Annotated in this window: 23 protein-coding genes, 1 tRNA gene and 1 pseudogene; 10 read left to right on the forward strand and 15 right to left on the reverse strand. The window is 48.8% G+C overall.

What is annotated here, in order from left to right:
• Nucleotides 1-103: 103 nt before the first annotated feature.
• A pseudogene (locus tag Q0991_RS25260) lies at nucleotides 104-304 on the forward strand (pentapeptide repeat-containing protein); the annotation flags it as partial.
• A 79-nt stretch (nucleotides 305-383) separates the two neighbouring features.
• Here the strand turns inward: Q0991_RS25260 and glcD are convergent.
• Together glcD and Q0991_RS18830 are read right to left on the reverse strand one after the other, a co-directional pair.
• Nucleotides 384-1853: a glycolate oxidase subunit GlcD gene (glcD, locus tag Q0991_RS18825; RefSeq protein ID WP_299491336.1), complete on the reverse strand. Its 1470-nt coding sequence runs from the start codon at nucleotides 1851-1853 to the stop codon at nucleotides 384-386.
• 169 nt (nucleotides 1854-2022) lie between these two features.
• Nucleotides 2023-2310, reverse strand: a complete 288-nt coding sequence (locus tag Q0991_RS18830; RefSeq protein ID WP_299491338.1) for a cell division protein SepF — start codon at nucleotides 2308-2310, stop codon at nucleotides 2023-2025.
• Nucleotides 2311-2999: 689 nt separating this feature from the next.
• Between Q0991_RS18830 and nadA the strand changes: the two genes are divergently transcribed.
• Together nadA and Q0991_RS18840 are read left to right on the forward strand one after the other, a co-directional pair.
• Complete coding sequence (gene nadA, locus Q0991_RS18835; RefSeq protein ID WP_299491384.1) at nucleotides 3000-3911, forward strand: quinolinate synthase NadA; 912 nt, start codon at nucleotides 3000-3002, stop codon at nucleotides 3909-3911.
• Between the two features lie 93 nt (nucleotides 3912-4004).
• A complete protein-coding gene (locus Q0991_RS18840) occupies nucleotides 4005-4436 on the forward strand; it encodes a hypothetical protein (protein WP_299491340.1) in 432 nt (143 codons plus the stop codon).
• Between the two features lie 29 nt (nucleotides 4437-4465).
• On the opposite strand, the gene Q0991_RS18845 is transcribed toward Q0991_RS18840, so the two are convergent.
• Nucleotides 4466-4547, reverse strand: a tRNA-Leu gene (locus tag Q0991_RS18845).
• 182 nt (nucleotides 4548-4729) lie between these two features.
• Between Q0991_RS18845 and Q0991_RS18850 the strand changes: the two genes are divergently transcribed.
• Nucleotides 4730-5914, forward strand: a complete 1185-nt coding sequence (locus tag Q0991_RS18850) for a GNAT family N-acetyltransferase (RefSeq protein WP_299491342.1) — start codon at nucleotides 4730-4732, stop codon at nucleotides 5912-5914.
• A 13-nt stretch (nucleotides 5915-5927) separates the two neighbouring features.
• Here the strand turns inward: Q0991_RS18850 and Q0991_RS18855 are convergent, their stop codons facing one another.
• Nucleotides 5928-6728 carry an undecaprenyl-diphosphate phosphatase gene (locus Q0991_RS18855; protein WP_299491344.1) on the reverse strand — a complete coding sequence of 267 codons (801 nt, stop codon included), beginning with the start codon at nucleotides 6726-6728 and terminating at the stop codon, nucleotides 5928-5930.
• 86 nt (nucleotides 6729-6814) lie between these two features.
• Here Q0991_RS18855 and Q0991_RS18860 point away from each other — a divergent pair, with 86 nt between their 5' ends.
• The 3 genes from Q0991_RS18860 (at nucleotide 6815) to Q0991_RS18870 (ending at nucleotide 9849) form a co-directional block, all read left to right on the forward strand.
• Nucleotides 6815-8359: an NAD(P)/FAD-dependent oxidoreductase gene (locus Q0991_RS18860; protein ID WP_299491346.1), complete on the forward strand. Its 1545-nt coding sequence runs from the start codon at nucleotides 6815-6817 to the stop codon at nucleotides 8357-8359.
• A 220-nt stretch (nucleotides 8360-8579) separates the two neighbouring features.
• Complete coding sequence (gene map / locus Q0991_RS18865) at nucleotides 8580-9407, forward strand: type I methionyl aminopeptidase (protein ID WP_299491350.1); 828 nt, start codon at nucleotides 8580-8582, stop codon at nucleotides 9405-9407.
• Between the two features lie 127 nt (nucleotides 9408-9534).
• Entirely contained in the window at nucleotides 9535-9849 is a 315-nt protein-coding gene (locus Q0991_RS18870; protein WP_299491352.1) for a DUF433 domain-containing protein, read from the forward strand.
• Between the two features lie 128 nt (nucleotides 9850-9977).
• Here Q0991_RS18870 and Q0991_RS18875 read toward each other — a convergent pair whose 3' ends face one another.
• On the reverse strand, nucleotides 9978-10235 hold the full coding sequence (locus Q0991_RS18875) for a DUF3146 family protein (protein ID WP_299491354.1): 258 nt from the start codon (nucleotides 10233-10235) through the stop codon (nucleotides 9978-9980).
• Between the two features lie 198 nt (nucleotides 10236-10433).
• Here Q0991_RS18875 and Q0991_RS18880 point away from each other — a divergent pair, with 198 nt between their 5' ends.
• The gene (locus Q0991_RS18880; RefSeq protein ID WP_299491357.1) at nucleotides 10434-11720 is read left to right on the forward strand and encodes a hypothetical protein; all 1287 of its coding nucleotides are present in this window, start codon (nucleotides 10434-10436) and stop codon (nucleotides 11718-11720) included.
• A 3-nt stretch (nucleotides 11721-11723) separates the two neighbouring features.
• On the opposite strand, the gene Q0991_RS18885 is transcribed toward Q0991_RS18880, so the two are convergent.
• Entirely contained in the window at nucleotides 11724-12884 is a 1161-nt protein-coding gene (locus tag Q0991_RS18885) for a peptidoglycan DD-metalloendopeptidase family protein (RefSeq protein WP_299491359.1), read from the reverse strand.
• A 343-nt stretch (nucleotides 12885-13227) separates the two neighbouring features.
• Here Q0991_RS18885 and aroB point away from each other — a divergent pair, with 343 nt between their 5' ends.
• On the forward strand, nucleotides 13228-14346 hold the full coding sequence (gene aroB, locus Q0991_RS18890) for a 3-dehydroquinate synthase (protein ID WP_299491361.1): 1119 nt from the start codon (nucleotides 13228-13230) through the stop codon (nucleotides 14344-14346).
• Here aroB and Q0991_RS18895 read toward each other — a convergent pair.
• The 3 genes from Q0991_RS18895 to Q0991_RS18905 all read right to left on the reverse strand — a co-directional run bounded on the left by Q0991_RS18895 (nucleotide 14339) and on the right by Q0991_RS18905 (nucleotide 17541).
• Nucleotides 14339-15232, reverse strand: coding sequence for an alpha/beta hydrolase (locus Q0991_RS18895; RefSeq protein WP_299491363.1), 894 nt, complete (start codon nucleotides 15230-15232; stop codon nucleotides 14339-14341). The two genes, aroB and Q0991_RS18895, sit on opposite strands and share 8 nt — an antisense overlap.
• A 200-nt stretch (nucleotides 15233-15432) precedes the next feature.
• Complete coding sequence (locus tag Q0991_RS18900; protein ID WP_299491365.1) at nucleotides 15433-15774, reverse strand: DUF1815 family protein; 342 nt, start codon at nucleotides 15772-15774, stop codon at nucleotides 15433-15435.
• A gap of 321 nt (nucleotides 15775-16095) precedes the next feature.
• Nucleotides 16096-17541, reverse strand: a complete 1446-nt coding sequence (locus tag Q0991_RS18905) for an ATP-binding cassette domain-containing protein (RefSeq protein ID WP_299491368.1) — start codon at nucleotides 17539-17541, stop codon at nucleotides 16096-16098.
• A 108-nt stretch (nucleotides 17542-17649) separates the two neighbouring features.
• Here Q0991_RS18905 and Q0991_RS18910 point away from each other — a divergent pair, with 108 nt between their 5' ends.
• A complete protein-coding gene (locus Q0991_RS18910) occupies nucleotides 17650-19119 on the forward strand; it encodes a TM0106 family RecB-like putative nuclease (RefSeq protein WP_299491370.1) in 1470 nt (489 codons plus the stop codon).
• Nucleotides 19120-19131: 12 nt separating this feature from the next.
• Here the strand turns inward: Q0991_RS18910 and proC are convergent, their stop codons facing one another.
• The 6 genes from proC to Q0991_RS18940 form a co-directional block, all read right to left on the reverse strand.
• On the reverse strand, nucleotides 19132-19950 hold the full coding sequence (gene proC / locus Q0991_RS18915) for a pyrroline-5-carboxylate reductase (RefSeq protein WP_299491373.1): 819 nt from the start codon (nucleotides 19948-19950) through the stop codon (nucleotides 19132-19134).
• A gap of 120 nt (nucleotides 19951-20070) precedes the next feature.
• Nucleotides 20071-20661 carry a cell division protein SepF gene (locus tag Q0991_RS18920; RefSeq protein ID WP_299491375.1) on the reverse strand — a complete coding sequence of 197 codons (591 nt, stop codon included), beginning with the start codon at nucleotides 20659-20661 and terminating at the stop codon, nucleotides 20071-20073.
• Nucleotides 20662-21150: 489 nt separating this feature from the next.
• Nucleotides 21151-21846 (reverse strand): YggS family pyridoxal phosphate-dependent enzyme, encoded by a 696-nt coding sequence (locus Q0991_RS18925; protein ID WP_299491378.1) that lies wholly within the window; start codon nucleotides 21844-21846, stop codon nucleotides 21151-21153.
• Nucleotides 21846-22115 (reverse strand): transcriptional coactivator PipX, encoded by a 270-nt coding sequence (gene pipX / locus Q0991_RS18930; RefSeq protein ID WP_299491380.1) that lies wholly within the window; start codon nucleotides 22113-22115, stop codon nucleotides 21846-21848. Before pipX ends, Q0991_RS18925 begins: the two co-directional genes overlap by 1 nt.
• 394 nt (nucleotides 22116-22509) lie before the next feature.
• Nucleotides 22510-23922, reverse strand: coding sequence for an anthranilate synthase component I (locus Q0991_RS18935; RefSeq protein WP_299491387.1), 1413 nt, complete (start codon nucleotides 23920-23922; stop codon nucleotides 22510-22512).
• A 19-nt stretch (nucleotides 23923-23941) separates the two neighbouring features.
• Complete coding sequence (locus tag Q0991_RS18940; protein WP_299491382.1) at nucleotides 23942-24847, reverse strand: CbiQ family ECF transporter T component; 906 nt, start codon at nucleotides 24845-24847, stop codon at nucleotides 23942-23944.
• Nucleotides 24848-25088 lie beyond the last annotated feature (241 nt).

Here is a 25088-nt window from a genome sequence, read left to right on the forward strand (position 1 = left end):
TGGACTGTATTGTTTTCGTTTCTTACTCATGAATCACTCCTATCATTTTTTGAAGGATTCAGAGCTTAGATACCTGTCCGAATTTTAGGGTCCATTATATGAAGCCAATTTATTTGAAGTGAGTTTTGACGGAGCTAATTTAGCAAAAGTCGATATGACTGGTGCTTACAAACTTGACGTCATATATTTGGAGCAGGCTATTTTAAATCGAACTATCTTCCCTGATGGTAGTAGTTGGGAAAGACTACCTGATAGAAGTCTCTGGGCCAGATTTTACCTGGAAACTCCTGAGGACAATCAATAATCTAAAAAAAAGAGCCTGATCGCACCATTGTTGCAGGCTGTCTAGGGACCATGCTTTTAATTATGAGATACCTACAGCCTCAAAACAGTGTTGCCCCATCAATTTCCACAGGCAAATGCGTATGCGCCCCTTCCCCACAAGTGCGAGGAGTGGGGAAAACCTTGCCAGGATTGGCTAACTCCTTAGGGTTAAACACATGACGCACCCACTGCATCGTCTCCAAGTCAGCTTCCGAAAACATCTCTGGCATATAGCAGCGCTTATCCGCCCCAATGCCATGTTCACCAGAGATACTGCCCCCGACGCGCACACAGAGCTTTAGAATTTCGCCTCCCAGCTCTTCCACCTTTTCTAATGAACCGGGAACAGACTCATCGTAGAGAATCAGCGGATGTAAATTGCCATCCCCAGCATGGAAAACATTGGCAATCCGGTAGCCAAACTTTTCACTAAGAGCATTAATTTCGCCTAAGACATAAGCCAGTTCTGTTCTGGGAATGACCCCATCTTGAACGAAATAGTTGGGACTGAGCTTTCCCGCAGCCGCAAAAGCCGCTTTTCGACCCTGCCAAAGTTTAAGTCGTTCTTCTAGTTCGGTGGCGACGGTGATATTTCGAGCGCCGTTTTGGCGGCAAATGTCTTTAACCCGTTCACTGCTGGCATTGACTTCCACTTGTAGACCATCCAGCTCAATCAGCAGGATAGAACCTGCATCACGGGGATAGCAATTGCTAGCAACTACGTCTTCCACCGCATTGATGCTGAAATTATCCATAATTTCCATGCCAGCGGGGATAATTCCTGCTCCGATAATGTCGGCAACAGTTTTTCCGGCGGCATCGATGGTGGTGAAGTCAGCGAGTAGTACTGCAATGGCATCAGCACTACGGAGAATTCTGAGGGTGATTTCTGTGGCGATACCTAGCGTTCCTTCCGACCCTACAAACACCCCAGTCAGGTCATAGCCAGGCATATCAGCAACCTTGCCGCCTAAATCAACCACATCACCATTGGTGAGGACCATTTTCATCCCCAAGACATGGTTGGTGGTCACCCCATATTTCAGACAGTGAACGCCGCCGGAGTTTTCAGCAATATTGCCACCGATGGAGCAAATAATCTGACTAGATGGATCAGGGGCATAGTAGAAGCCATCTGGAGCGACTGCCTGGGTCACCCAAGCATTAATCACTCCCGGTTGGACCACCACACATTGATTCTCAATATCAATTTCGAGAATTTTATTCATGCGGGAGGTGACAATTAAAACGCAACCTTCCGTTGGCATTGCCCCGCCAGACAGACCCGTTCCAGAGCCTCTGGCTACAAAGGGGACTTGGTTGCGATCGCAAATCTCCACTACTGCCGCCACCTCTTCCGTTGTTTGTGGCAAAACAACCAGGCTAGGTCTTTGTCGATAACTCGCCAAGCCATCGCACTCGTAAACAGATAGCTCTTCTGGGGTTATCATTACCCCGTCTTGGCCGACAACGGTTTGCATTTGTCGGATGATGGGTTGCCAATTGCGTTGAGTATCTGTGGCAATCATGGGGATGTTGTCTGCAGTATGGGGCAGGCCGCAATGACCTATGCTTAGCTTAGACTAGAATTACGCCCCCTTAGGCTAGGGAAGCTCAATCTAGTAGTCAACGACCCCTATCGTTTGTGGTTCTGCAGCACAAATTGCCGTAAGTTTGGATAGTCAGAGGGTGAAGAATTCAGGCAGATCGTTGTTCTTGGAAGCCTGCTACTTCAATTTCCGTCAAGCTGTAGAGAAAAATGCCACTACCCACTTTCACGACATCTCCAGAGAGAATATCGATGCTACCGGATAAAAAATCGATAATGCGCTGAGCTAGCTTAAAGGGCAGTTCAGAAACATTACACATCACCAGACAACCAGTTTTAAGGTGATCGACTGCTTGTTGGGCTTCTTCAAAGGAACTGGGCTTCACAACCTTAATCTCCGGCTGTGAAGTACCAAATAGAGGAATGATATTGTCCATGGTTCAAGTCTTGATGCTGAAACAGCTCAAATGGAATCGTGCTCAAGTCAACACACATCTGACCCAGTCCCCAAAGAAGGTACTGGACATCACCTATCTGAGATAATGCATGAGAGATAAGCGCTGGCCTTTTTATAGCGAACTAGTGAGAAAATTCAGCTACTAAACGCCAATAACTAACATTGAAGCAATAAGCTTCTCTCCCCCCTATCAGCTTTATCTTCCTCAAACCACACCTTAGTAGAACTAAGTGACTAAATGTAAGAATTTCCAGGTGGAAGAATAAACGAGACCAAACCAAACGTTGGTAAAAGCTGATGCCTCGATATCAGAAATATTTAATTGTGCAATCATTTGTCTGCACATAGGCTAACACTGATCCAATTTCCTTAACCCTTGCCAGGGATAAGCCTTACCTTAATTTAATATTTGAATATTTTGCTTCATCGTTCTTAGTCTTTCTAGAATGTCACTTTATCTTCGGAGTCATTTACCGGGAGACGACAGACTTCTCAGCTCTGCGAGGGATCCCTCGCAGAGAGGGGCCGAAGGGTTGGGTTAGGCATTTTTGGTAAATTCAACTATAATCCTAATTACCTACCATTAACCTTCGTCAAGAAAATAGACGCTGACCTGTGTTCACAACTGCCCTTCGCCCAAATGATGTTTTATCAACGCCCCATGATTTAGTGGGAGCGATTAATGATCTGAAGAAAGATCTGAATGCCATTGTCTTGGCCCACTACTATCAAGAGCCCGAGATCCAAGATGTTGCTGATTACTTAGGAGACTCTTTGGGACTCTCGCGCCAAGCGGCTGAAACCAATGCTGAGGTCATTGTTTTCGCTGGCGTTCATTTTATGGCAGAGACGGCTAAGATTCTGAACCCAGACAAATTAGTGTTGCTACCGGACCTAGAGGCTGGGTGTTCACTGGCTGACAGTTGTCCACCCGACCAATTTGCAGCCTTTAAGGCAGCCCATCCTGATCACTTGGTGATTTCCTACATCAACTGCACGGCTGAGATTAAGGCGATGAGCGACATCATTTGCACCAGCTCTAACGCCGTTCATATCGTCAATCAAATTCCCGCCGATCAGCCGATCATTTTTGCCCCTGACCAAAACTTGGGTCGCTATGTGATGGCAGAAACGGGACGAGACTTGGTGCTTTGGCAAGGGAGCTGTATTGTTCATGAAACCTTTTCCGAGCGGCGGTTAATTGACCTTAAAGTCAAGCACCCTCAGGCTGAGGTAATTGCTCACCCCGAATGTGAAGCCACCATTTTGAGACATGCCAGCTTTATCGGCTCGACAACGGCCCTCCTGAAATATACGCAGACCAGTCCTCTAGACACCTTTATTGTGGCGACGGAATCGGGTATTTTGCATCAGATGGAGAAGCAGGCCCCTGGCAAACAATTTATTCCAGCGCCGCCTACGGGGAACTGCGCCTGTAATGAGTGCCCCTACATGCGGTTGAACACGTTGGAAAAGCTGTATGTATCGATGCGCGATCGCAAACCGGAAATCACCATGCCCGAAGATATCCGCCAAGCGGCTCTCCATCCCATTCAGCGCATGCTAGACATGAGTGTTTGAGGCCTATCGACCCGCTCCAAATTAAGTAAAATCACGCTGTTTTAGTGAGAGTAACCACGCTATTGTGCTAGTGAAGTTTGGGAGAAAATCCTGATGACTCAGGCTCATAGCAACAAGGAAGAAGAAACCCTCACCCGGTTCCTCAACAAGCTCCCTCAGGAGGTGGCTGAATCTTTCGATGCCAAGCAGCGTCAGGCCCTGATGACGGCTTTAAACCATTCTTCACCCCCTAGTAGAAAAGTTGATGTCCGTAAGTCCTTTTCTTTGCTGGGACGTAAATATTATTTTGTCGTGTTATTGGGTAAAGATCGGAGAACCCATAAACGAATGAGGATTGCCCAACTAGAGGCTCACGATACAGGCCTGCGTCGGTATGTATCCATGGGATTGGCAGGAAGCTTGTTGTCCGTTGTGGTACTGAGTACCGCTTATTTAGCAGCATCCGCAATTGGCATAAACTTCTTCCCCCAAAGCCATGCCGACAATGTTCTGTTTGCCCCTCAAGCAGAAGTAAGCGAACCGTAGTTCAGTGCCTGATTTAGAAGGAATAGCTATGCGGATGGCGAGAATCGAACTCGCAAGGCGTAAGCCACACGCCCCTCAAGCGTGCGTGTCTACCAATTCCACCACATCCGCAGACTGGGAAGCGCTTTGACACCAGTCAGGGTGACTAATGCACAAAAGCTCATCTAGTATACCAACATATCCCTGGATGTCATCTGGGGGCTGAAGGTTTTTGCCTATCTGTTGACCGACAACGATTTGAGAGGTCTCTTATGGAGACTGAGCAGGGGCAATTCTAGAAGAGGTGCTTGAGAATGTCCCAGATTTCCCATCGGCACTACGAGGTTGGTATCCCCACTACCTCCCGACAAGTTCAGGCGTTGGGCCAAGTGTTAACCCAATGTTTTAATGTGTCTGCCGAGCATTGGCAAACCTTTGCTCGGCAGATGGGACAAGATAATTTAAGAGTCATTTGCCACGGCGATACCGTCTTGGGAGGCTTAGGGATTTATCCCATGGGTCAGTGGTTTGGAGGGCAGCGCATTCCCATGCATGGCATTGCAGGCGTAGGCATCGCCCCAGAATATCGAGGGGCAGGGGTCGCCCGGTCCCTGATGGCTGAAACCGTGAAAACCTTACATCAGCAGGGCGTTCCGTTAGCGACGCTATATGCATCCACCTCACAGCTCTACCGAAGCGTGGGGTTTGAACAAGCGGGCACTTACTGCCTTTATCAGCTGCCCACCCAGTCCTTGATGCTTAGAGATCGGAGTTTACCAGTCACAGCGATGGACCCCAGTGATTTAGTGGTCCTGACTGAGTTGTATGAGCAGCGGGCCCAACAAACCAATGGCAACCTGGATCGCCACCCGGCCATTTGGGAACAGATGCTAGAGGATGATACCCCTATCTATACTTACCTAATTGGGGAACAGGCCCATCCAGAGGGATACGTGATCTTTGCCCATCAGGTGGATTCAGGGTGTTACAACATCAATATTTACGACTGGGTGTGGCTTACTCCCGCCGCAGGACAACGACTATGGACCTTCTTTGCTGATCATCGATCTTTGGCCAAGGATATTCAGTGGTATGGGGCCCCCGTCGATCCCTTACAACTCTTGCTGGCGGAACAGACCTATCAGGTGAAGAAAACAGAACGCTGGTTGATGCGGATTGTCGATTTACCTAGGGCGTTAACCCTGCGGGGTTACCCACCTGCCCTGGAAGCGGAGCTGCATTTACAGGTAGACGATCCGCTCATGCCTGCCAACTCCGGCCAGTTTGTATTGCAAGTGTCGCAAGGACAGGGGCAGGTGAGAACCGGGGGACAGGGCGACTTGAAAATGAATATTCGTGGTCTTGCACCGCTCTATTCCAGTCTGTTGACGGCCCAGGAGTTAAAGCTGCTGGGGGCTGTCGATGGTTCGAGGGAGGTTCTGGCTTTAGCAACCACGCTCTTTAGTGGTCCTCAACCGTGGCTGAGCGATCATTTTTAGAGGTGGGCTGAGGTTAGCCTATGGCCACTTTAACCAGTGTGATCGCCGCAACGCCCCAGAGGTAGGGAGCAAACCATTTGAACTGTCCCTTTTTTAAGACGGAAAACAGCCAAAGCAACGCGATGTAACCCGTAACAAAAGAGGCAATAATCATACCTAAGAGAGGAGCGAGTTGTAGTCCTTCTTCTCGCACTTCATCAATGCCCAAAATGGCTACACCAAAGGACACCACTAAATACATGAGAAAAGAAAATCGGGGGGCTAAGTCGGAGGTCGCACCGCGCCAGAGCATGGTGGAAATGGTGCTGCCAGACCGCGAAATACCTGGAATAACAGCACATCCTTGGGCAATGCCGCCAATGGTGGCATCTAGCCAGCTGAGTGCTTTTGCATTGCGCTTAAGGCCGGACTTGGGGGTGAACCACAACACCAGCCCAGTCACGATCAAGGCAAAGGACACATAGAGAGGCTGATTGAGTTCCTCAAAAATGGGTTTTAAGCCCAACCCAATCATGGCTGTGGGGATGGAGCCTAAAACCACCAGTAACGCCATTCGCCATCCTTCTTGCTGGCGAGCCGTAGACGAAGTGAGGCCCGCAAAAAAACCCGATAGGGCTTGCCAGACATCTTTACGGAGGGCAACTAAAACGGCTAAAAAGGTGCCTGTATTGGTAGCAATATCTACATAGAGGGGTAGCTTTTCCCACCAACCTAAGTAATAGCTGGCGAGCACTAAATGCCCAGAGCTGGAGACGGGCAGAAACTCTGTGAGTCCTTGCACAATCCCCAAAATAATTGCTTGCAGTAGGGTCATAGCCGTTTAGAGGAGAAGAGAAATCGCATTGTTTTAATATCCTTGGCGAATTTACCATTAATAACCGAGGTATGGGGTAATCAAGGATGGTGAAAGACGACAATTTAGATGTAATCATCATCGGCAGTGGCATTGGAGGGTTGAGCTGTGGGGCGCTGCTAGCCCAGTATGGCCTCAAGGTTTTGGTGTGTGAGAGCCATACTTTGCCGGGTGGGGCCGCCCATGGATTCCAACGCCAGGGCTATACCTTTGACTCGGGGCCTTCTCTGTTTTCGGGATTATCTTATAGTCCATCTGCTAACCCTTTACGCCAAGTATTGGACGCCATTGGTGAAGATTTGGAATGGGCGACCTACGATACTTGGGGATGCTGTTTACCGGAGGGGAATTTCTTTACCTCAGTTGGGGCCGATCAGTTTTGTGAAGTTGTGCAAGAATTGCGAGGAGAATCAGCAGTGGCTGAATGGCGGACCTTGCAGCAGCGAATGGAGCCGCTAAAAGGCGCTGCGATCGCACTTCCTGCTGCTGCAGTTCGATTTGACTTAGGTGTATTGCAAACCGTCGGTCGGTTTATCCCCAAACTCCTGAAGCAATTTCCGCGATTAGCCCAACTAACCGGCCCGTTTAACCAGGTGATTCAGGGACAGGTCACGGATGAATTTCTGCTCAACTGGCTGGATTTGATGTGTTTCTTATTAGCGGGGTTACCAGCGGACGGGATTATTGCGGCAGAAATGGCCTTTATGTTTGGGGAATGGTATCGCCCGGATGTGGTGTTGGATTATCCCATCGGTGGCAGTGGTGCGATCGCAGAGGCACTGCTCCGAGGTTTGACAAAACAGGACGGCCAGATTCGATTTAGTGCCCATGTCGAAGAGATCCTAATTGAGAACAACAGAGCGGTCGGGGTGCGGTTACGGACAGGGGAGGAATTGCGATGCCGACAGGCCGTGATTTCAAATGCCTCTTTCTGGGATACGGCTGCTTTATTGCCCGCTTCCCATAGCCGTTATCGGCAAAAACAAACCTTGCCGGACTGCCCTAGCTTTATGCATTTGCACTTGGGAATTGACGGACAGAACCTCCCCACAGATTTAGCCTGTCACTACATTGTGGTCAATGATTGGCAACAAAGGGTGATTGCCCCCCAGAATGTAGTTTTGGTGTCTATTCCATCCCTGCTAGATCCCTCGCTGGCCCCTGAGAATAAGCAGGTGATTCATGTTTACACCCCCGGCAATGAACCCTATGACCTCTGGCAGGGGTTGGATCGTAAAAGTTCTGACTATGCTCAGCTTAAGCAGCAGAGATCAGAAGTGATGTGGCAGGCCCTGGAGCGGATTATTCCCGATATTCGCGCACGCTGTGAGGTGTCGCTGGTAGGTACACCCTTAACCCATGAGCGATTTCTACGTCGCCATCGGGGGACCTATGGACCGGGGATTCGAGCAGGTACTGGGCTTTTCCCTGGCCCCAAAACGAAAATTCCGGGTCTACTTTGTTGTGGCGATTCCACTTTTCCGGGCATTGGTATGCCTGCGGTCGCGGCAAGTGGATTCCTAGCAGCTCATACCTTAGTACCAGCCCACCAGCAGTTAGAACTGCTTCAGCGTATTGGTTGTGGGGCTTAAGAACTTGAAATTCAGTTTTCTCTGGGAGACGAACCACAATTCTCAACAAAGGGATTAGACGTAGGTCAGTATGGTAATTCCCCATTCCACCCAGGCCGATCCGCCTATGAAGGAGAATTTGGCGTTATCCTTATGGTTAGGGTAATCAATCTGTGCGGCGGATCGCTGCATTGTTCAGTCGATTGGTCTACATCCCCAGCAAACCTGTCTTCAAAAACGCATGAACATTCTTTCTAACCTACTGGCTCAGCCTGCCCAGCCCTCTGTACAGAAGCAACGAGGTCGAGGGATTGAAATCAAGTCCAAGCGTGAGATTGAAATCATGCGACAGGCGTCCCGCATTGTCGCCACGGTTCTGAAAGAAATTTCAGAACTAGTTGAACCGGGCATGACGACTGCCGATTTGGATGCCCATGCTGAAAAGCGAATTCGGGAGATGGGAGCCACCCCCAGTTTTAAGGGATATCACGGTTTTCCGGCGTCCATTTGCGCCAGCATTAACCACGAGGTGGTGCATGGGATTCCCAATCCAAAGAAAGTAATTCAATCAGGCGATGTCCTCAAGGTTGATACGGGTGCGTATTTTGAAGGCTTCCACGGTGATTCTTGCATTACCATCGCGGTTGAAGAAGTGACGGATGATGCGGCTAAGTTAATCCGCGTGGCGGAAGAGGCTCTGTTCAAAGGGATTGAGCAGGTGAAAGAAGGCAATTACCTAATGGATATTGCTGGGGCGATTCAAGACCATGTGGAAGGAAATGGTTTTGTCGTGGTGGAAGACTTTACAGGCCATGGCGTGGGTCGCAATCTCCACGAAGAGCCTTCGGTGTTTAACTACCGCACTCGCCAGATGCGCAATGTCAAACTTCGCTCTGGGATGACGTTGGCGATTGAGCCGATTCTGAATGCGGGGTCCAAGGTGACCAAGATTCTTCGCGATCGCTGGACGGCGGTTACGGTTGATAATGCGCTGTCAGCCCAGTTTGAGCATACGATTCTAGTGACTAAAACTGGATATGAGATTTTGACAGATCGCAATTTAGTTTAGATACCCTGCTACCGAAAGGACTTTCCTCGATGCATTGGAAAGGTCTTTTATGAATCCAAAGCATAAAAGCCAATATTGTTGGATGTTATAGTGTAGGTCCACTCTACTGCTATCGCTGCTTGTATTTATGGTTGCAAAGATCCTTGATCGTCATATTGCTATCAAGCCAGGGGTCGTTGGAGGCAAACCCCATATTGCTGGGCATCGAATCACTGTTCAAAACATCGCTATCTGGCATGAGCATTTGGGTAAAAGTGCGGATCAGATTTGTGCTGATTTCAAATTGAAATCAGCAGAAGTTTATGCGGCATTGGCTTACTACTTTGATCATCGTGAGGAGATAGATCAAAGCATTGAAAAAAGTAACCTATTTATTGCATCTTTCCATCAGCGCACACCCTCAGTCCTAGCGAAGAAACTCAGCAACCTCCGTAGTGAGTAAAATCCGTTACTACACGGATGAGCATGTCGCAAAAGCGGTAATCCGTGGTTTACGGCAGAGAGGCATTGATGTCCTAACGACACCTGAGTCGGGCAAATTACATGAACATCACAAGAGAAGAGATGACCTTAAATTTTGCAGCGCAGCGTAAAGGAATAGTCCCCCCCCGGCTCTAATCGATAATCTTGCTGTTCAAGGAAGCGCCCCAAAGGTTCCTTAATTAAAGCCCGTCCTAGGGAAGGTGAAACCTTTAATTCACCTTCTCGAAAACACCATTGAAACTGCCAGATATACTCATTGGCAGCAACTTCGCCCTCAATCTGTCCTTGTTGCCAGGATTGGTGAGTAATGCGGACATGGGCCGTGGTTCGGGGGAGAGCACACACAAGGCAGGTCTGTTCGATCTGGGGTTAAAGTTCAAGACTATTATCAATAAGTCTGGTGTAGCTGTCTACTGCGATACAGGGAAGCCGTACCTTAAACCGTACCCTTTGACCAGGACGGGTTTCCTATACTGGAAGTAGGGTGTCGAGAAGAAAACCCTTTATGCTGCATCGGTTGGCAGCCATTATCTGAGGTAGGTCATGCCCCTAAATTCCAAAATAATGACCGCCGTTGAGCAACTCAACTACAGAGTGACCGTTGGAGACGTTGCTACCCAGGCGGGTCTAGATATTAATCAATCGGAGCGAGGGCTGCTGGCCCTGGCTTCTGAAGTGTCTGGCAATCTCCAAGTCTCCGAAACTGGAGAGATTGCCTATCTGTTTCCTAAAAACTTTCGTTCCGTTCTGCGGAATAAATATTGGCGGCTGCGACTTCAGGCCCTGTGGGCCAAGATTTGGCCCGCTATTTTTTATCTGATTCGGATCTCCTTCGGGATTTTTCTGATGGTGTCGATTGTGCTGATCTTTGTTGCGATCGCAATTATCCTGATCGCCATGAGCAGCCAAGACAATCGCTCCAGTAATCGTCGTTCCGGTAGTGTTATTCCCCGGTTCTGGATTACGCCCGATTTGTTCTGGTTTTTTAACCCCAACCCCCGATACCACCGACAGCAGGTTCGCAGACAACATCGCGACCCCGATCAGATGAATTTCTTAGAAGCCATCTTTTCGTTTCTGTTTGGGGATGGCAATCCCAATGCCAACTTAGAGGATCGCCGCTGGCAGAAAATTGGCACCGTCATTCGCAAAAATGGAGGTGCCGTCACGGGAGAACAGCTTACCCCCTATCTTGAAGTATCGGAAAGCCAACTAGAAGGCGAAGACTATGTGATTCCGGTGCTGACTCATTTCGATGGTCGCCCGGAAGTTAGCCCCCAAGGCAAAATTATTTATCATTTTCCGACCCTGCAAACCACAGCGAAGGCCCGTCAGCAACAGTCTAGCTCCACCTGCCTCCAAGAAGATCCTTGGAAATTTAGCCAAGCTGGGTCAGGACAAATCCTGCTAGCGATTGGCCTCGGTGGCTTAAATTTAGTCGGAGCGGCAGTGCTGTGGTCTCTGTTGCGAGATGGCACGGTTGCCGTTCAACTCGGTGGCTTAGTGGGGTTTGTCTATTCGATTTTTGGCATCCTAGTCGCCTATGGCATCGGTTTTCTGGGCATTCCCCTGATTCGCTACTTTTGGATTCAAGGTCGCAATAGCAAAATCAATGCGCGGAATCAGCAACGCCAAGCCTGGGCAACCGCCCTGTCCCGACCGGACCCAGCGCTGCAACAAAAAATCAACTATGCCCAGACCTTTGCAGCCCAGTCAGTGGTCTCGTCAGAGAATTTGGTCTACACAACTGAGAGAGATTTACTAGAGCAGGACTATGAGCGAGATGCCATTGAGGCTGAATGGCAACGGCGGTTAAATTCGACGGAATAGTATCTACAAATAGGCTAATGGCTCAACCGGTTCTCCCTGTTGGCGGACTTCAAAATGGAGGTGAGGACCAGTAGATAGGCCCGTTGAACCCACCGCCGCAATCGTTTGGCCCCGCTGGACGCCTTGACCTACGGTGACGTAGAGTTCACTACAGTGACCGTAGAGGGTGGTTAATCCATTGCCGTGGTCGATAATGACGGTATTCCCATAGCCGCCGTACCATTCAGCCACAATCACAGTGCCGCTATCCGCCGCAAAAATGGGCGCACCCGTTGGGGCTCCAAAGTCAGTCCCGGCATGGAATCGTCCCGTGCCAAAAATGGGATGAGAGCGATAACCAAAATTGCTGGTAATGGGGCCAACGACAGGTTTGACCATTTGGCCGGTGCCAAAAATACGTTGAAATCCGGGAGTGCCAGAGCGGAAGGCAACTTGTTGTTCGGCCAATCGTTGGGCAATCACTTGAGAAATATTGTTGACATCTTGGGAGAGTTGTCGTTCGGCTGCTTCTAAGGCGAGGCGATCCGTCGATAGCCGTGTCACCAGTTGAGACTGCACTGAGGCTTGTGCCTTAAAGTTGGCCTGCTGATAGAGGAGCTGTTCCGATAACAGAGCAATTTGGTTTTTCTGAATTTCTGCCAGCAGCTTCTTGTCATTAATTTTCTCTTTTTCAGTTTTGAGCGCGAGTAACGACTTGCGATCGGATTTGTAGACGAGTTGCAGTTGATATCGCCGCTCTAACAATTCTTCGATCGATTCACTCTGCAACAAAGCGATCCAAGTACTGGATGCTCGCTGTTGCTGCAGAACCCGCAGACGAGCAATGGTGTTTGTCTGTTTCTCTTTGTAGGTGGCTTCAGCAACGGTCAAATCTGCTTCTATTTTCTGCAATTTTTCGTTAGCCTGCTTGAGCTTGGTCTCGTTTTCCTTAATTTGACCTTCCGTAAACTGAATATTTCGCTCTAGTCCTCCTAAACGTTTTTTAGCGGCGCCTTCTAGATTCTCGACCTGCTGTCGTTGCTTTCTAACCTTGGATCGCTGTTCCTCAACTTGTATCCGCCGCTCTTGTAATTCATTCAGGTCTGATGAATTTTGAGCTAAAGTATGGGACCCACCCAGGGTAAAAAGCAATGCAGCCAGACTGATAGTACAAACTACACCCACCAGCCTCCGCCGAAACGAGGAGTTTCTCTCTCTGGAGCCAGAGTAAAGCCGTAAACACCGGAGTATCAGTTTTTGGCGAATAAGGTTTAACAAAACCGTTCAGACGTTGAGTGCAATAGAAGAAGTGGGACTAGTAAAGGGCTTCCCCTTGGTTAAGGTACCCTAACTCTCTGACAAGTATTTAATCGATAGGTATCTTCTCAACCATCTCATACTTACCAGCCCCATGGATGGACCATCCCGAAAGCAATTGTGGGATGCAGGCACAACTCACTTTGCCAAAATCTTTAGTGACAGAAGGGGTTTTGGTAAGGCACACTGGCAAGGAAGCTCCAGAGTTAGCATGCAGCAAACCTTTATTCCCGTCCCGCTCCCGCAACAGACGTATCAGATTGCGATCGCATCCGGTGGCCTCACCCAGCTCGGTCCCTGGCTCCAAGATCGATCCCTACAGTCAGCCAGACTGGGACAAAAAGTTCTCATCGTTTCCAATCCCCAAATTTGGAAACACTACGGGGAGATTGTCCAAGATTCTTTAGCCAAGGCAGGATTCCAAGTCGAGCATTTTTTGTTGCCTGCAGGCGAACGCTACAAAACCCCCCGCTCGATTCAAAAGATTTATGATTATGCCCTCAACTTCAAGCTAGAGCGATCGTCTACCCTTGTAGCCCTTGGGGGGGGTGTGATTGGTGATATGACGGGGTTCGCAGCAGCAACCTGGTTACGGGGCATCCATTTTGTCCAAGTCCCCACCAGTCTATTAGCCATGGTAGATGCCTCCATCGGCGGCAAAACGGGTGTAAATCACCCACAGGGCAAGAACCTGATCGGTGCATTTTATCAGCCCCGGTTCGTTCTGATCGATCCGGATACCCTTAAGACCCTAGCCAGACGAGAATTTAGAGCGGGGATGGCCGAGGTAATCAAGTATGGCGTGATTTGGGATTTGGAGTTGTTTGAGCAGTTAGAAGGGTGCGATCGCACCGATCAATACCGCTACCTGCCTTCGCAAATTCTGACTGAAATTCTCACCCGCTCCGCTCAAGCCAAAGCAGATGTCGTCACCCAGGACGAAAAAGAAGCGGGTCTACGGGCCATCCTCAACTATGGTCATACAATTGGTCACGCGATTGAAAGCTTGACGGGATACCGTCGATTCAACCATGGTGAAGCCGTTGCTCTGGGCATGGTTGCCGCTGCAGATATCGCGGTTCAGCTCAAGTGGTGGTCGGCTGAAGACGCGCAGCGTCAGCATCAACTGATTCAGAAAACTGGGTTACCCACAGCGCTACCTGCCGATTTTGCCATTGATGCCGTAGCAGATGTGCTACTCACCGATAAAAAAGTTAAAGATGGCAAAGTTCGGTTTATCTTACCCACTCAACTGGGTGAGGTCAAAATTACAGACCAAGTGCCGGGTGAGGTGATCGTCAATGCCTTAAAAGGAATGAAGGCTAGCTAAAGGCAGGCTTACTTTGCCGCAAAAAGTCCAACAGTTCTCGGTTGACAATTTTAGGAACTTCCTGCTGAATCCAATGGCCGCATTCGGGCACAAATTTTAAGCGAAAGGGGGCTTGCACAAATCGATCCAAGCCTAAAGCTAAGTTTGGACTCAAGACTGTATCATCTTCCCCCCACAGCACTAGTGTCGGGACTTGGATAGGCAATAACTTGCGGTCTGAATTGGAGAACCAGTCTTGTGGAGATAGCAACTGCCGATAGTAGTTAATGGCGGCAGACAAAACGCCCCGTTTTTCCAGGGCAGCCTGGTAAATCCCTAAGGTTTCGGAAGAGAAGGCGGCTTTGCGGATTGCCTGTTTCTGGAACCAATCTTGGAGGAATTGGCGTAGGTTGGTTTGAATAAGCCATTCTGGTAAGCCTGGTATTTGGAAGGCCAACAAATACCAGCTTCGACGCAGTTGATCGAGATTGCTAGAAAACTCCCGAAATAGTCGCTGGGGATGAGGTGCGTTCAAAAGAACTAAATTCTGTAAATATTGGGGAAACTTTTGAGCTAAGTTCCAGGCAATCATACCGCCCGTGTCATGACCAACAATATGAGCACAGCGGTATCCCAAATTTTGAATTAAACCGACAATATCCTCACTCAGGGTGTCGATATCGTAGCCACTGGACGGCTTATCGGAATCGTTATAGCCCCGCAAATCAGGGACAACAACTTTAAAGTGGCGGGCTAAAACCGGGAGTTGATAGCGCCAAGAATACCAAAATTCGGGAAAACCGTGGAGAAGAATAACTAAATCGCCTTCCCCTTGTGTGACGTAGTGGAGTCGAATTTTATTGGTTTGAATAAACTGGTGTTGCCAGCCAGAACTCGCAGTGGTCATACGTTACAGTGCAACCTCAATGGGTGGTAAAGGGACATGACAGTTTGCCATTGAGCCAGTCTTGAATCATCAAGATGGCGATACAACCTACCCCCTGCCAACTAGGTATACAGCGTAACATTTGATCAACGAATTTGGGCCATATCACGATTGATATTGGCCCCAAGTGGGGATGAGTTTGGCAAATTGGGATATAAAGACTATGATTCAGCCAGCGCAGAAGATGGGCGCTGAGTGGGCTGTTCATACTTAATCAAATTGGCTAATTCTTGCAACTGGCTAATGGCCTCAGCTCCTTCCAGTTTCATGAGTTCACGATCATCTCGCATTTCGGTCCAGGTGATGCCGTAATCAGAGACCAAAAACCGAATGAGATGGTTTTCTCCTAAACTCACCATGAAGGAAGCACTGTTCATTTGACCACCGCAGGTGTAGCAAGATGCCACATATCCTCGACGCTCTAGCACAATGGCTAGGGCTTGGAGGTTCATGACTAAGTCTCGAACAAATTCACGGTGTTGATTGGCTAACCGGATAAACACAGGATTACCCTTTTAAGTGAGTTCACATTCTAGCTTGGATGATGGTTATTGACATGGACGTCTTGTTCCTCGACTAAGCTTCTACTGACTATTGTTCCCAACTTAGGGAGTATCAATGACGACTCTTCCAATGACGCTGGTGGCAAGGATATGCATTAGGGGTGAACAGAAGAAGGGGGGCCTTTCCTTAAAGAGCCTTTTCAATGGATCCACAAATTGAGCTTAAGTTAGTCGAGGTGCAGGCTCAGAAAAGTATTGCAAATCACAGTCCCCCAAGAATTTCCAAACTTACGGGTTGGGCGGATTGAATATTCGGCTTCACTAGGTGTTAGGGCGAAGGGCAGCGTCCGTCTGGTTATCGAACACATGGATTTTATCGAGTTGGGGGGAAAACCAGAGTCGCTCGCCGATTGCAACTTGCTGGTAGGGATTGATCCGGACTGAGAGGGAGATCGATTCATGCTCTTCAGTCGGTGGGCCCAGGTTGAGAGATAGATACGTCTCATGTCCTAGGGCCTCAATTAGCTCCACTTGGGCAGGGATATGGTTGGGCGATTGAGAGGCCAGATCTAGATGTTCAGGTCGAATACCTAAGGAAAGTGCGCGACCTTGATAGGGGGAAAGCACCGGTGCCCATACCTCTGGTAAATCAAGGCTAAAGAGGGGGTGATGGAGATGGCGAGGGGTTTTGACTTGGATGGGAATAAAGTTCATCGGCGGTGAACCAATAAACTGGGCAACAAATCGGTTGGCTGGCTGGTTATACAGTTCCAGAGGGCTAGCGATTTGCTGAATTTGCCCCGCATTCATCACGGCAATGCGATCGCCCATGGTCATCGCTTCCGTTTGGTCATGAGTAACATAAACCGTCGTCGTCCCTAATTGCCGCTGAAGCTTGACGATTTGAGCCCGAGTTTGCGTCCGCAGCTTAGCGTCCAAGTTAGACAAGGGTTCATCCATTAAGAAAACTTGGGGATCACGGGACATCGCGCGCCCCAACGCAACCCGTTGTTTTTGCCCCCCTGATAGTTGCTTTGGCAAGCGATCGAGTAACGTCTCGATTTGTAAAACTTCGGCAACGTGGTGAACGGTCTGGTCAATCCATTTTTCTCGCTTTGATCGGTATCTAAAGGGCTTGGGGAGAACTCGTGTGCCTGAGACCAAACCTGATTCTAACTTTCGACGCAGAACCGAAGGGATGGAGCGTCGTTTCTGCCCCCGCTGGGATCGACGGAGACCAAAGGCCAAATTGTTATAGACGCTCATATGGGGGTAAAGGGCATAGCTCTGAAACACCATGGCAATGTCTCGAGCCTTAGGGGGGAGGTGATTAATTTTGCGATCGCCAATCCAGATACTACCTCCTGTTAACTCTTCTAATCCAGCAATCAGCCGTAAGAGGGTGCTTTTACCACATCCCGACGGCCCCACCAGCACCATAAATTCGCCATCTTCAACAGTGAAATTAATGCGACGCAATACGGTAATGGTATCGTTTTTGGTATCACCTTCAGATGCAGTCTGGGTAGCGGTTTGACCTGCTGGTATTAAGCCGGAGTCAGTGGAGGTCGGATTGGCTGGCGTTCGAGTTAAGCCTATTTTCGAGATGATTTTTCGCAAGAAGGTCGGCTTTAACCGACGCCTAAATAGCGCTTTCAACTTATCCCGAACTGGGGTTTTGGTGGCCGTGCGATCGCCTTTACGAGCCGGAAAACTTTTATAGACATCCTCAAAGACAACCTGAGCCACGACCAAATCGCCATCCATTACATCGCTCTCAGCCTATTGTGCTGCTCGATAAGAGTCAAGAGAATTCTCCAGTCAAGGGGTTAGATTTGTTAAGATTCCTTCAGGGAAAGCCATAATTGTGTCTGCATGCTGCTGACCGCCCAATTATTACTGAGTTATCAGCGTTGTCACCGACAGGCGTTTTTAGACACTTATGAGGACAAAAGTCAGAAAAACGCCCCGAGTGATTTTCTTAACAAGCTCAGACAAGATCGAATCGAGCACCAACGTAGCTTTTTTGCTCATCAAACTTGGGTAGAACCTGAGTATCCAAAATATGACTGGCAGGCAGGTGCCCAGGCAACCCTGGCTTTAATGGCAGCGGGTGTTCCGCAAATTAGACGCGGCGTCTTGCTGGTCAAGTACCGTAACGAAGCCTATTTCCAGAGTATTCCTGATCTATTAACGAAAGTCCCCGGCGATTCCGAATTAGGGGATTGGCACTACGTTCCCACCGATATTCGTTTAAGCAAGCGCCCCAAGCTGGAATACCAAATTTTGGTCACCTTTCATGCTTCTTTGCTCGCAAGGGTTCAAGGGCGTTATCCAGAGAATGCCTTTCTATATCTGCGTGAACGGGGAACCTACGAGGTGAATCTTACGGTCAATCAACCTAAACTTGATCTCTTGCTGGTGGAACTTCAGGAAATCCTGGATAAGCGCCAAGAACCTGAAGTCTTTATTGTCAATAACCGATGCAATTTATGCGGATGGCTCTCCTACTGCTATGAAATCGCGCAACAAGATCAGCACTTATCCCTGTTGCCTGGGGTGACCCCTAGCCGTTACCCTATTCTTCAGTCTCAGAATATTGCTAGTGTAGAAGCTTTATCTCTAGCTGATCCCAGTCATTTAGCCCAGGCAACTGGCTTGAGCGCAGAAGTTACTATCAAGCTCGTTTGTCAAGCGCAAGCGTTTACGCAGCAGTCGCCCGTCATCTTTGCGCCAACGGTCGCCAACGCAACTTCCCCACAGCTTTCTCCTGCCCCCATCGAGCTGTACTTTGATATCGAAGCAGAACCGAGTTTAAATCTGGCTTATCTCCATGGCGTGTTAGTCGTGGATCGAGAGGCTCAGACTCAGACGTTTCATGCGCTACTGGCCGAACAACCCGATCAGGAGGAACAGGCATGGCTGCAATTCCTCAATTTAGTCTTACGCTATCCCCATGCCCCGATCTACCATTTTTGCGCTTACGAAGTCCAAACCGTTGAACGATTGGCTGCTCTATACGGAACCTCGGCTGATGTTGTTCAACCCTTAATTAAACGATTTATTGATTTACATGCATTAGTCACGCGGACAGTGGTGTTACCTGTTGAAAGCTATACACTGAAGTTAATTGCCCGCTGGATCGGATTTCAATGGCGCAACAGCGAAGCCAATGGTGCGCAATCGATTTATTGGTACAGTGAATGGCAAGCAACGGGAAACCGCGAGTTTATTGAGACCATCGTGGACTACAACGAAGACGATTGCCAAGCGACCTACCAGATCAAAAACTGGCTAACGGCATTTTTGGCAGAGTCAGAACAAACGGCATTATTGCCAGGCTAGGTTTGGAATTGGTCACTCAACCTGGCCCAATTCGAAAGAGCGATGATACGCAGCTTGAACAGCTTGGATAAGAGCGGACCGAAGACCCGCCTGCTCTAGAGCAGCAACGCCAGCAATGGTCGTTCCACCAGGACTAGTGACTTGATCCTTCAATTGCGCAGGATGGAGTCCCGTGTCCCGTAGTAATGTTGCAGTGCCTAGGAGGGTTTGGAGCGCCAATTGTGCAGCAGTCGAGCGGGGCAGTCCTACAGAAACCCCTCCATCGATAAGGGCTTCTAAAATCAAAGCCACAAAAGCAGGTCCAGACCCAGATAATCCCGTTACGGCATCCATGAGTGATTCTGGGACGGTAACAACCTCTCCAACTGCTCCCAATAACTGATATGCCAGATCAAGGTGGGTGTCCGCCACATGGTTTCCGGTTGCGATCGCAGTCATGCCCGCCCCTACAATTGCAGGCGTATTGGGCATGGCTCGTAGAACCGAGCATCCCTCAAAGGCCGACTCCAGCGAGTCCAGAGTGACACCAGCTAAGATGGACAGAACTAAACATTGAGCCGGAATAACCGACCGCAGTTGAACCGCAACAGGACCAAAAACTTGGGGTTTAATGGCAAGCAGCAACGCTCGGGAAGTGCTTGCAACCGCGACATTGTCTCTCGTACTTTGAACCTGATATTCAGATTCAAGGTGTTCCAAACGGTTGGCAGAAATATCACTCACGAGGATTTGACTAGGTAGGCAAACCTCTTTCGAAATCAGGCGCGACAAAATAGCTTCAGCCATGACACCACCGCCAATGATGCCAAGCTGGCCTTCAAATCGACTCATCACAGCTCCCTAAGCCACAATGACCTAGCCTAACAGCAGCTAGCCAATCTGCGTAGTCCGATTAATGGACAAGGGGTGAAGTCGCTCAGGCTATGCCTAAAGCCAGACCGATCAACAAGTCTACTGGCCGATGGCCTGATTTACCTGCACCTCATTTTTCCAAGAAGGGGTTGTGCTCGGACGAGAAAAATGAGGGGTGGGGGCTTCATGAACGACCCCAGCATGGGTGCTGACTTGCACGCAGTTGGGAGTAAAGAGGAAGATACTGTCTCCAACTCGCTCTTGGTGACCATCAATGGTGTAGGTTGCGCCCGCCACAAAATCAACGGCCCTCTGGGCTTGGCCGGGATCCATCATCGTTAAATTCAGCACCACGGATTTCCGTTCCCGCAATGCTTGAATCACTTGAGGCATTTCCTCGAAAGCTCGGGGCTCCATGACCAATACTTCAGTCGTAGATCCCCAGAAACGACCTGCACCTGGCATACCAACAACATTGCTTGTATTTGAATTCACTTGAGACCCCTGTTCTTTATCAAATTGATTATTCAATGATTCACCCGATTCGATGGACTCTTCAGAATACTCAGTAGAGTACATTTGATCTGAATATTCATCATTTTGGATTTCGTCATACTCATCACCGTAATACTCATCTTCAGCGTCTGGAATGCCGACGAAATCCTTTAATCTGCCAATTAAGCTGCTCACGAGTTGGGCTCCATTTATGAAGGTTTGAGGTTATAAAGAACCTGATTTAAAAAAGATCGGGCGGTCGCTCAATCTTGAGTCATCAATAAAAACTTATAGGAACAAAGATCTTAGTTAAATTTAGATCCTTACATCAAACTTGTATTTGTTTGATTTGTCAATACCGCTGTCGCTTTAATCTCCACACCCAAATTGCAAAAAAGATCTAGGTGCTTGCGACAGATTGCATAGCTTAGAAAATTTAGATTGAATTATACATCAATGCCCTAATCTCAGAGCAGGGGAGAAGATATTGAAACTAAAGTTAAAATTAAGAAATCATTTCCTTTACAAAAGCTAGGATAGCGGCTTTTTGTTCAATGATTTCAAAGTAAATACTTTCTTGATTTTTACAGAATTGAGAGTCTTAGGAAGACAAGGAGTCGTCGTCAATAATCGATTGAGCAGCCATTATGCTGAATGGCGATTCCAGGAGAATGTTAAGACAGACTAGGTGTCTTCAGGTTCAGGGCGATCCCCAAATATACGGCGGCCAATCCGGATCATCGTTGCACCCGACTCAATCGCTAAAAGATAGTCGTTAGACATCCCCATTGATAACTCCTTAAGGGGGGATACCTCCGGGGGGATGGAGGATAGTTCCGTGGCCAGGCACTGGGTTTGACGAAAGGCCGCCTTAATCTCCGGCTGGGTTAATCCCAGGGGAAGGATGGTCATTATCCCTCGCCACTTCAGGTGCTGACAGGCTTGAATGAGCGGCCATTCGCTTTTTAGCGCCGAGATCGACCAACCAAACTTATTGGGATCAGGACGAACTTTGACCTGTAAACACAACTGAGGCGAAGTTTTCTCAACCTCAACAATACGATTCAAGCGTTGAGCCAAAGCCAAACTATCTACGGAATGGATCCAGTCGAAGTATCTCACCGCCAGCTTGGCTTTATTACTTTGTAAATGACCAATCAGATGCCAGGTGATATCGGTTAAATCCTCCAACTCAGTCATTTTGCGAATAGCTTCTTGCACACGACTCTCACCAAAGTCCCTCACCCCTGCAGCATAAGCCGCTCTGATCCTCTCAGAAGGCATATATTTAGATACTGCTATTAAGCGAACTGAACCCGGTAGGGAAGCCAATAAGACTCTAGCCCGATCTTGAATCGTGGATATTTCAAAGGAGGACATTATTGGAAGGTTTGTTGGTGAATAACCTGAAGCTGGTCATAATCCAGACGTGAACCGGATCGCCGTAGGGTTCTAAGACGGCTTTCAACCACCACTCTTGCCTCTTGGCGAGAAATGGGAGAGAACTCAAGGCCGTGGTCTGAGTGACTCACTACAAAAAATAAGCGTTGAGCATATAGGGTAGTAAACAAAGCACTCTCAGCATCAATCATGCAAAGGCTGGAGAGTAGACCAAAGGTGGGGTGATTAAGGTAGGTTTCTGTAATCATTCGAGTGTAACCGAAAAGCCTGGAAGGAGGAGCGGCATTGAGCAGGCGCTCCGCTCAGCTTTAGTAGACAACTCATGGCTGAAGCCCCATCTGCATAACGCTGATGAGCCAGAAAATCGAGTTCTGCTCCAGCGAGATCAAGCTTGGGTTGAGCGTAAAACAACTTGTATAGGGAAATGACATCTCTCGTCAGCACAAGCTGAGGCAGAGCAATGAATGCTCCGCAATATATAGTTTAGGTTTGAATGAGCAAAATGGATTGGGGTCTAGAGAAATTGCTGTTCATCGTACTGGATGGCCGCTTAACTACTTCATACCAACTGGTTCTAGAATGAATCACTCAGCAGCGGAATGAACTCAGTTTTAGGAACTCTCAAGAAATAGGGGTGCAGGCCTATCCCAGGGTTTGTTTCCCCATTTCTTGAATGGCCCTTATTTGAGCTTTGGCTTTTTGTAAGGATTCCAGCCATTCTAATTTGGGATTGCTATCGGCAACAATTCCAGCCCCTACTTGCCCCCAGATTATTGAGTTTGGTGCAGAATTCAGGGTCTCAGATGGGCTGGAAGGGGGCGACGTCACCAACACGGTTCGAATCAAGATGTTGAGATCTAGATGACCACGGCGGTCAAGATATCCACAGGATCCATAAAAAAGACTCCGTCGGTAGGGCTCTAACTGTTCAATTATTTCCATACACCTTACTTTTGGACAACCCGTAATGGTTCCGCCGGGGAACATGGAGCGGATTAAGTCAACGCCAGAAAAAGATGGGTTTAAGGTGCCAGTGATATTGCTAACTAAATGGATCACATGGCTATAGTATTCCAGGGCAAGGAACTCGTTAACCTCTACTGATCCCCACTGACAAACTCGTCCCAGATCATTCCGTTCGAGATCGACCAACATTGTATGTTCGGCGATTTCTTTGGTGCTGTTGACCAAGGCTGCGGCTAAATTTTCATCTTGAATTGGGGTCACTCCGCGGGCGCGCGTACCTGCGATAGGACGAGTTTCAGCTTGGATTTTATTCAGTGATACCAGCCGTTCCGGGGAGCAGCTTACGACTGATCCCCAAGGCGTACGCCAGAAGCTAGCAAAAGGCGATGGATTAATTCTTTGCAATGTCTGGTAGAGGTGCCAAGGGTCAACCTTAGCATTCACACAGAAACGAGTAGAAAGATTCGCCTGAAAAATGTCTCCCGCTTGGATATGCGCTAGGGCCTGCCGCACCATCGCTGTGTATTCCGTTTCGCTGGTCAGGAAATGAATATCACTAACGCCAAAAGCAGACTGAACTGACTGGGGCGGCGACGTCTCCAATCGCCGTTCAAATCCATCTAACTGTTGAGGGTGGGTCGTTGCTAACCAGAGGGTTTGTTGGTGATGGTCCAAAATGGCAAATGCCTCAGGTTCGTACCAAAAGGCAACCGGAAAGGGGAGTGGGTCAGGTTTGAGTCGGGGTAACTGCTCAATTTCCCAGGCTAAATCATAGCCTAACCACCCTAGCCACCCACCATAAAAAGGCAATTGCTCAGGGCCTGAATCACAGTTGGGAACCATCCCCAGATCCGAGAGTCGCTGCAAGAATGGCAGAATCTCTCCTAATGGGGGGGTCCACAAGCGTAAATCTCCTTTGCTTTCACGCGGGCCTCCAGCACAGATCGAGAATCGTGCCAGAGGATGGGAATGCGGACTCTCTAAGAGGGTTGCAATCGGTAGATGCGCAAAAAGAGCTGCAAATACCTCAGAGCCTCGTCGATGAGAAAGCGGCTGAGATCGCCAATGCCAGGGAGCCAAACCGTCCATGATGGCTGTAAAATTCCCTCTAAGGGAGGGTGCCGACCCAAATTCGGACACCACAAATCAGTATTACCAGCGCTAAAGCGAACCAATCGCCAGTTCTGATTTTCAATTGATGCCATCGAACCTGGTGATTGTTTGGACTTGTAAATCCTCGAACGGTCATTGCACTCGCCACTTGTTCAGCTCTAAGAAATAAATTTTCGATTAATCGATCCGCAAGCAGTAACAACAACTGGGGAACACCCCGAATGCCTAGTTTCTTCCAGTTAATGGCTCGCGTACGAATGGATCGCGTTAAGTTTTGAATTTCCTCTAAAACAAGGGGGATAAACCTCAGAGATAGGGTGAGGGTCAGGGTGATCTCAGTAATGGGAAATCGCCATCGTCTGAGCGGTTGCAGCAAGTGTTCTATGGCGATCGCAATTTCTTCAGGTGCAGTGGTTAACAGATATAAGGCGGTGCCATAAATAAGGGTAAAGAACCAAGACCCCAATCGCAAGCCTAACTCCAGGGAACGGCGGGTTATTCGGACTGGACCATAGTGAAAAAGGACGTACTGATAAGGGGTAGCCTGAAAGGTTTGGGTCGGGAGAGCGTCTTGGGCAAACACTAGCTCATGGGTGGGTAATCGTGGCTGATAGGAAATCGCTAATCCATCGGGCATTAGAGCGGTGACCCCAACCACCAGGATGCATAACAGGGTTAGCCAACCAATTTGTTTACGCCATACCCGCAGGGGAATTGCGGCAGATACAGTGAGGAAGACCAGCCCCAAAGCCAAAGCCATTCGCCAAGGTAGGTCTGCTAGTAACGGCGTTAGCAGAAACATCATCAACCAGGCCAGCTTTACCCGAGGATCAAGCTGATGTAGCCAAGTTCGAGGTTGTTCTAGGTAAAGTCCAATGGGGAGGGCGCGAAGCAGATCCATCGATAAAAAGGTAAGGCCGAAACGATCACTAGCTTATCGTAGGTGAATTTTGATCTAAGAAGACTCATTCTAGTGCAGTGATGGGGAAAATTTGAGCAGTACTGGTTACCAGCAATGAAGCGGGCTGTGGGTCGTCGGGTGTGAAGTCAAACACCTCCGGTAAAACCGGAGGCTTGGAAGAGCCCCTTAAAGGGGATTTAAGTCGCTGGTCATAAACTCTCACTTTTTGCTCTTGACGGCA

It is taken from the genome of Acaryochloris sp. IP29b_bin.137 (genome assembly GCF_028285745.1).
In the GTDB taxonomy this organism is placed as follows: Bacteria; Cyanobacteriota; Cyanobacteriia; order Thermosynechococcales; family Thermosynechococcaceae; genus Acaryochloris.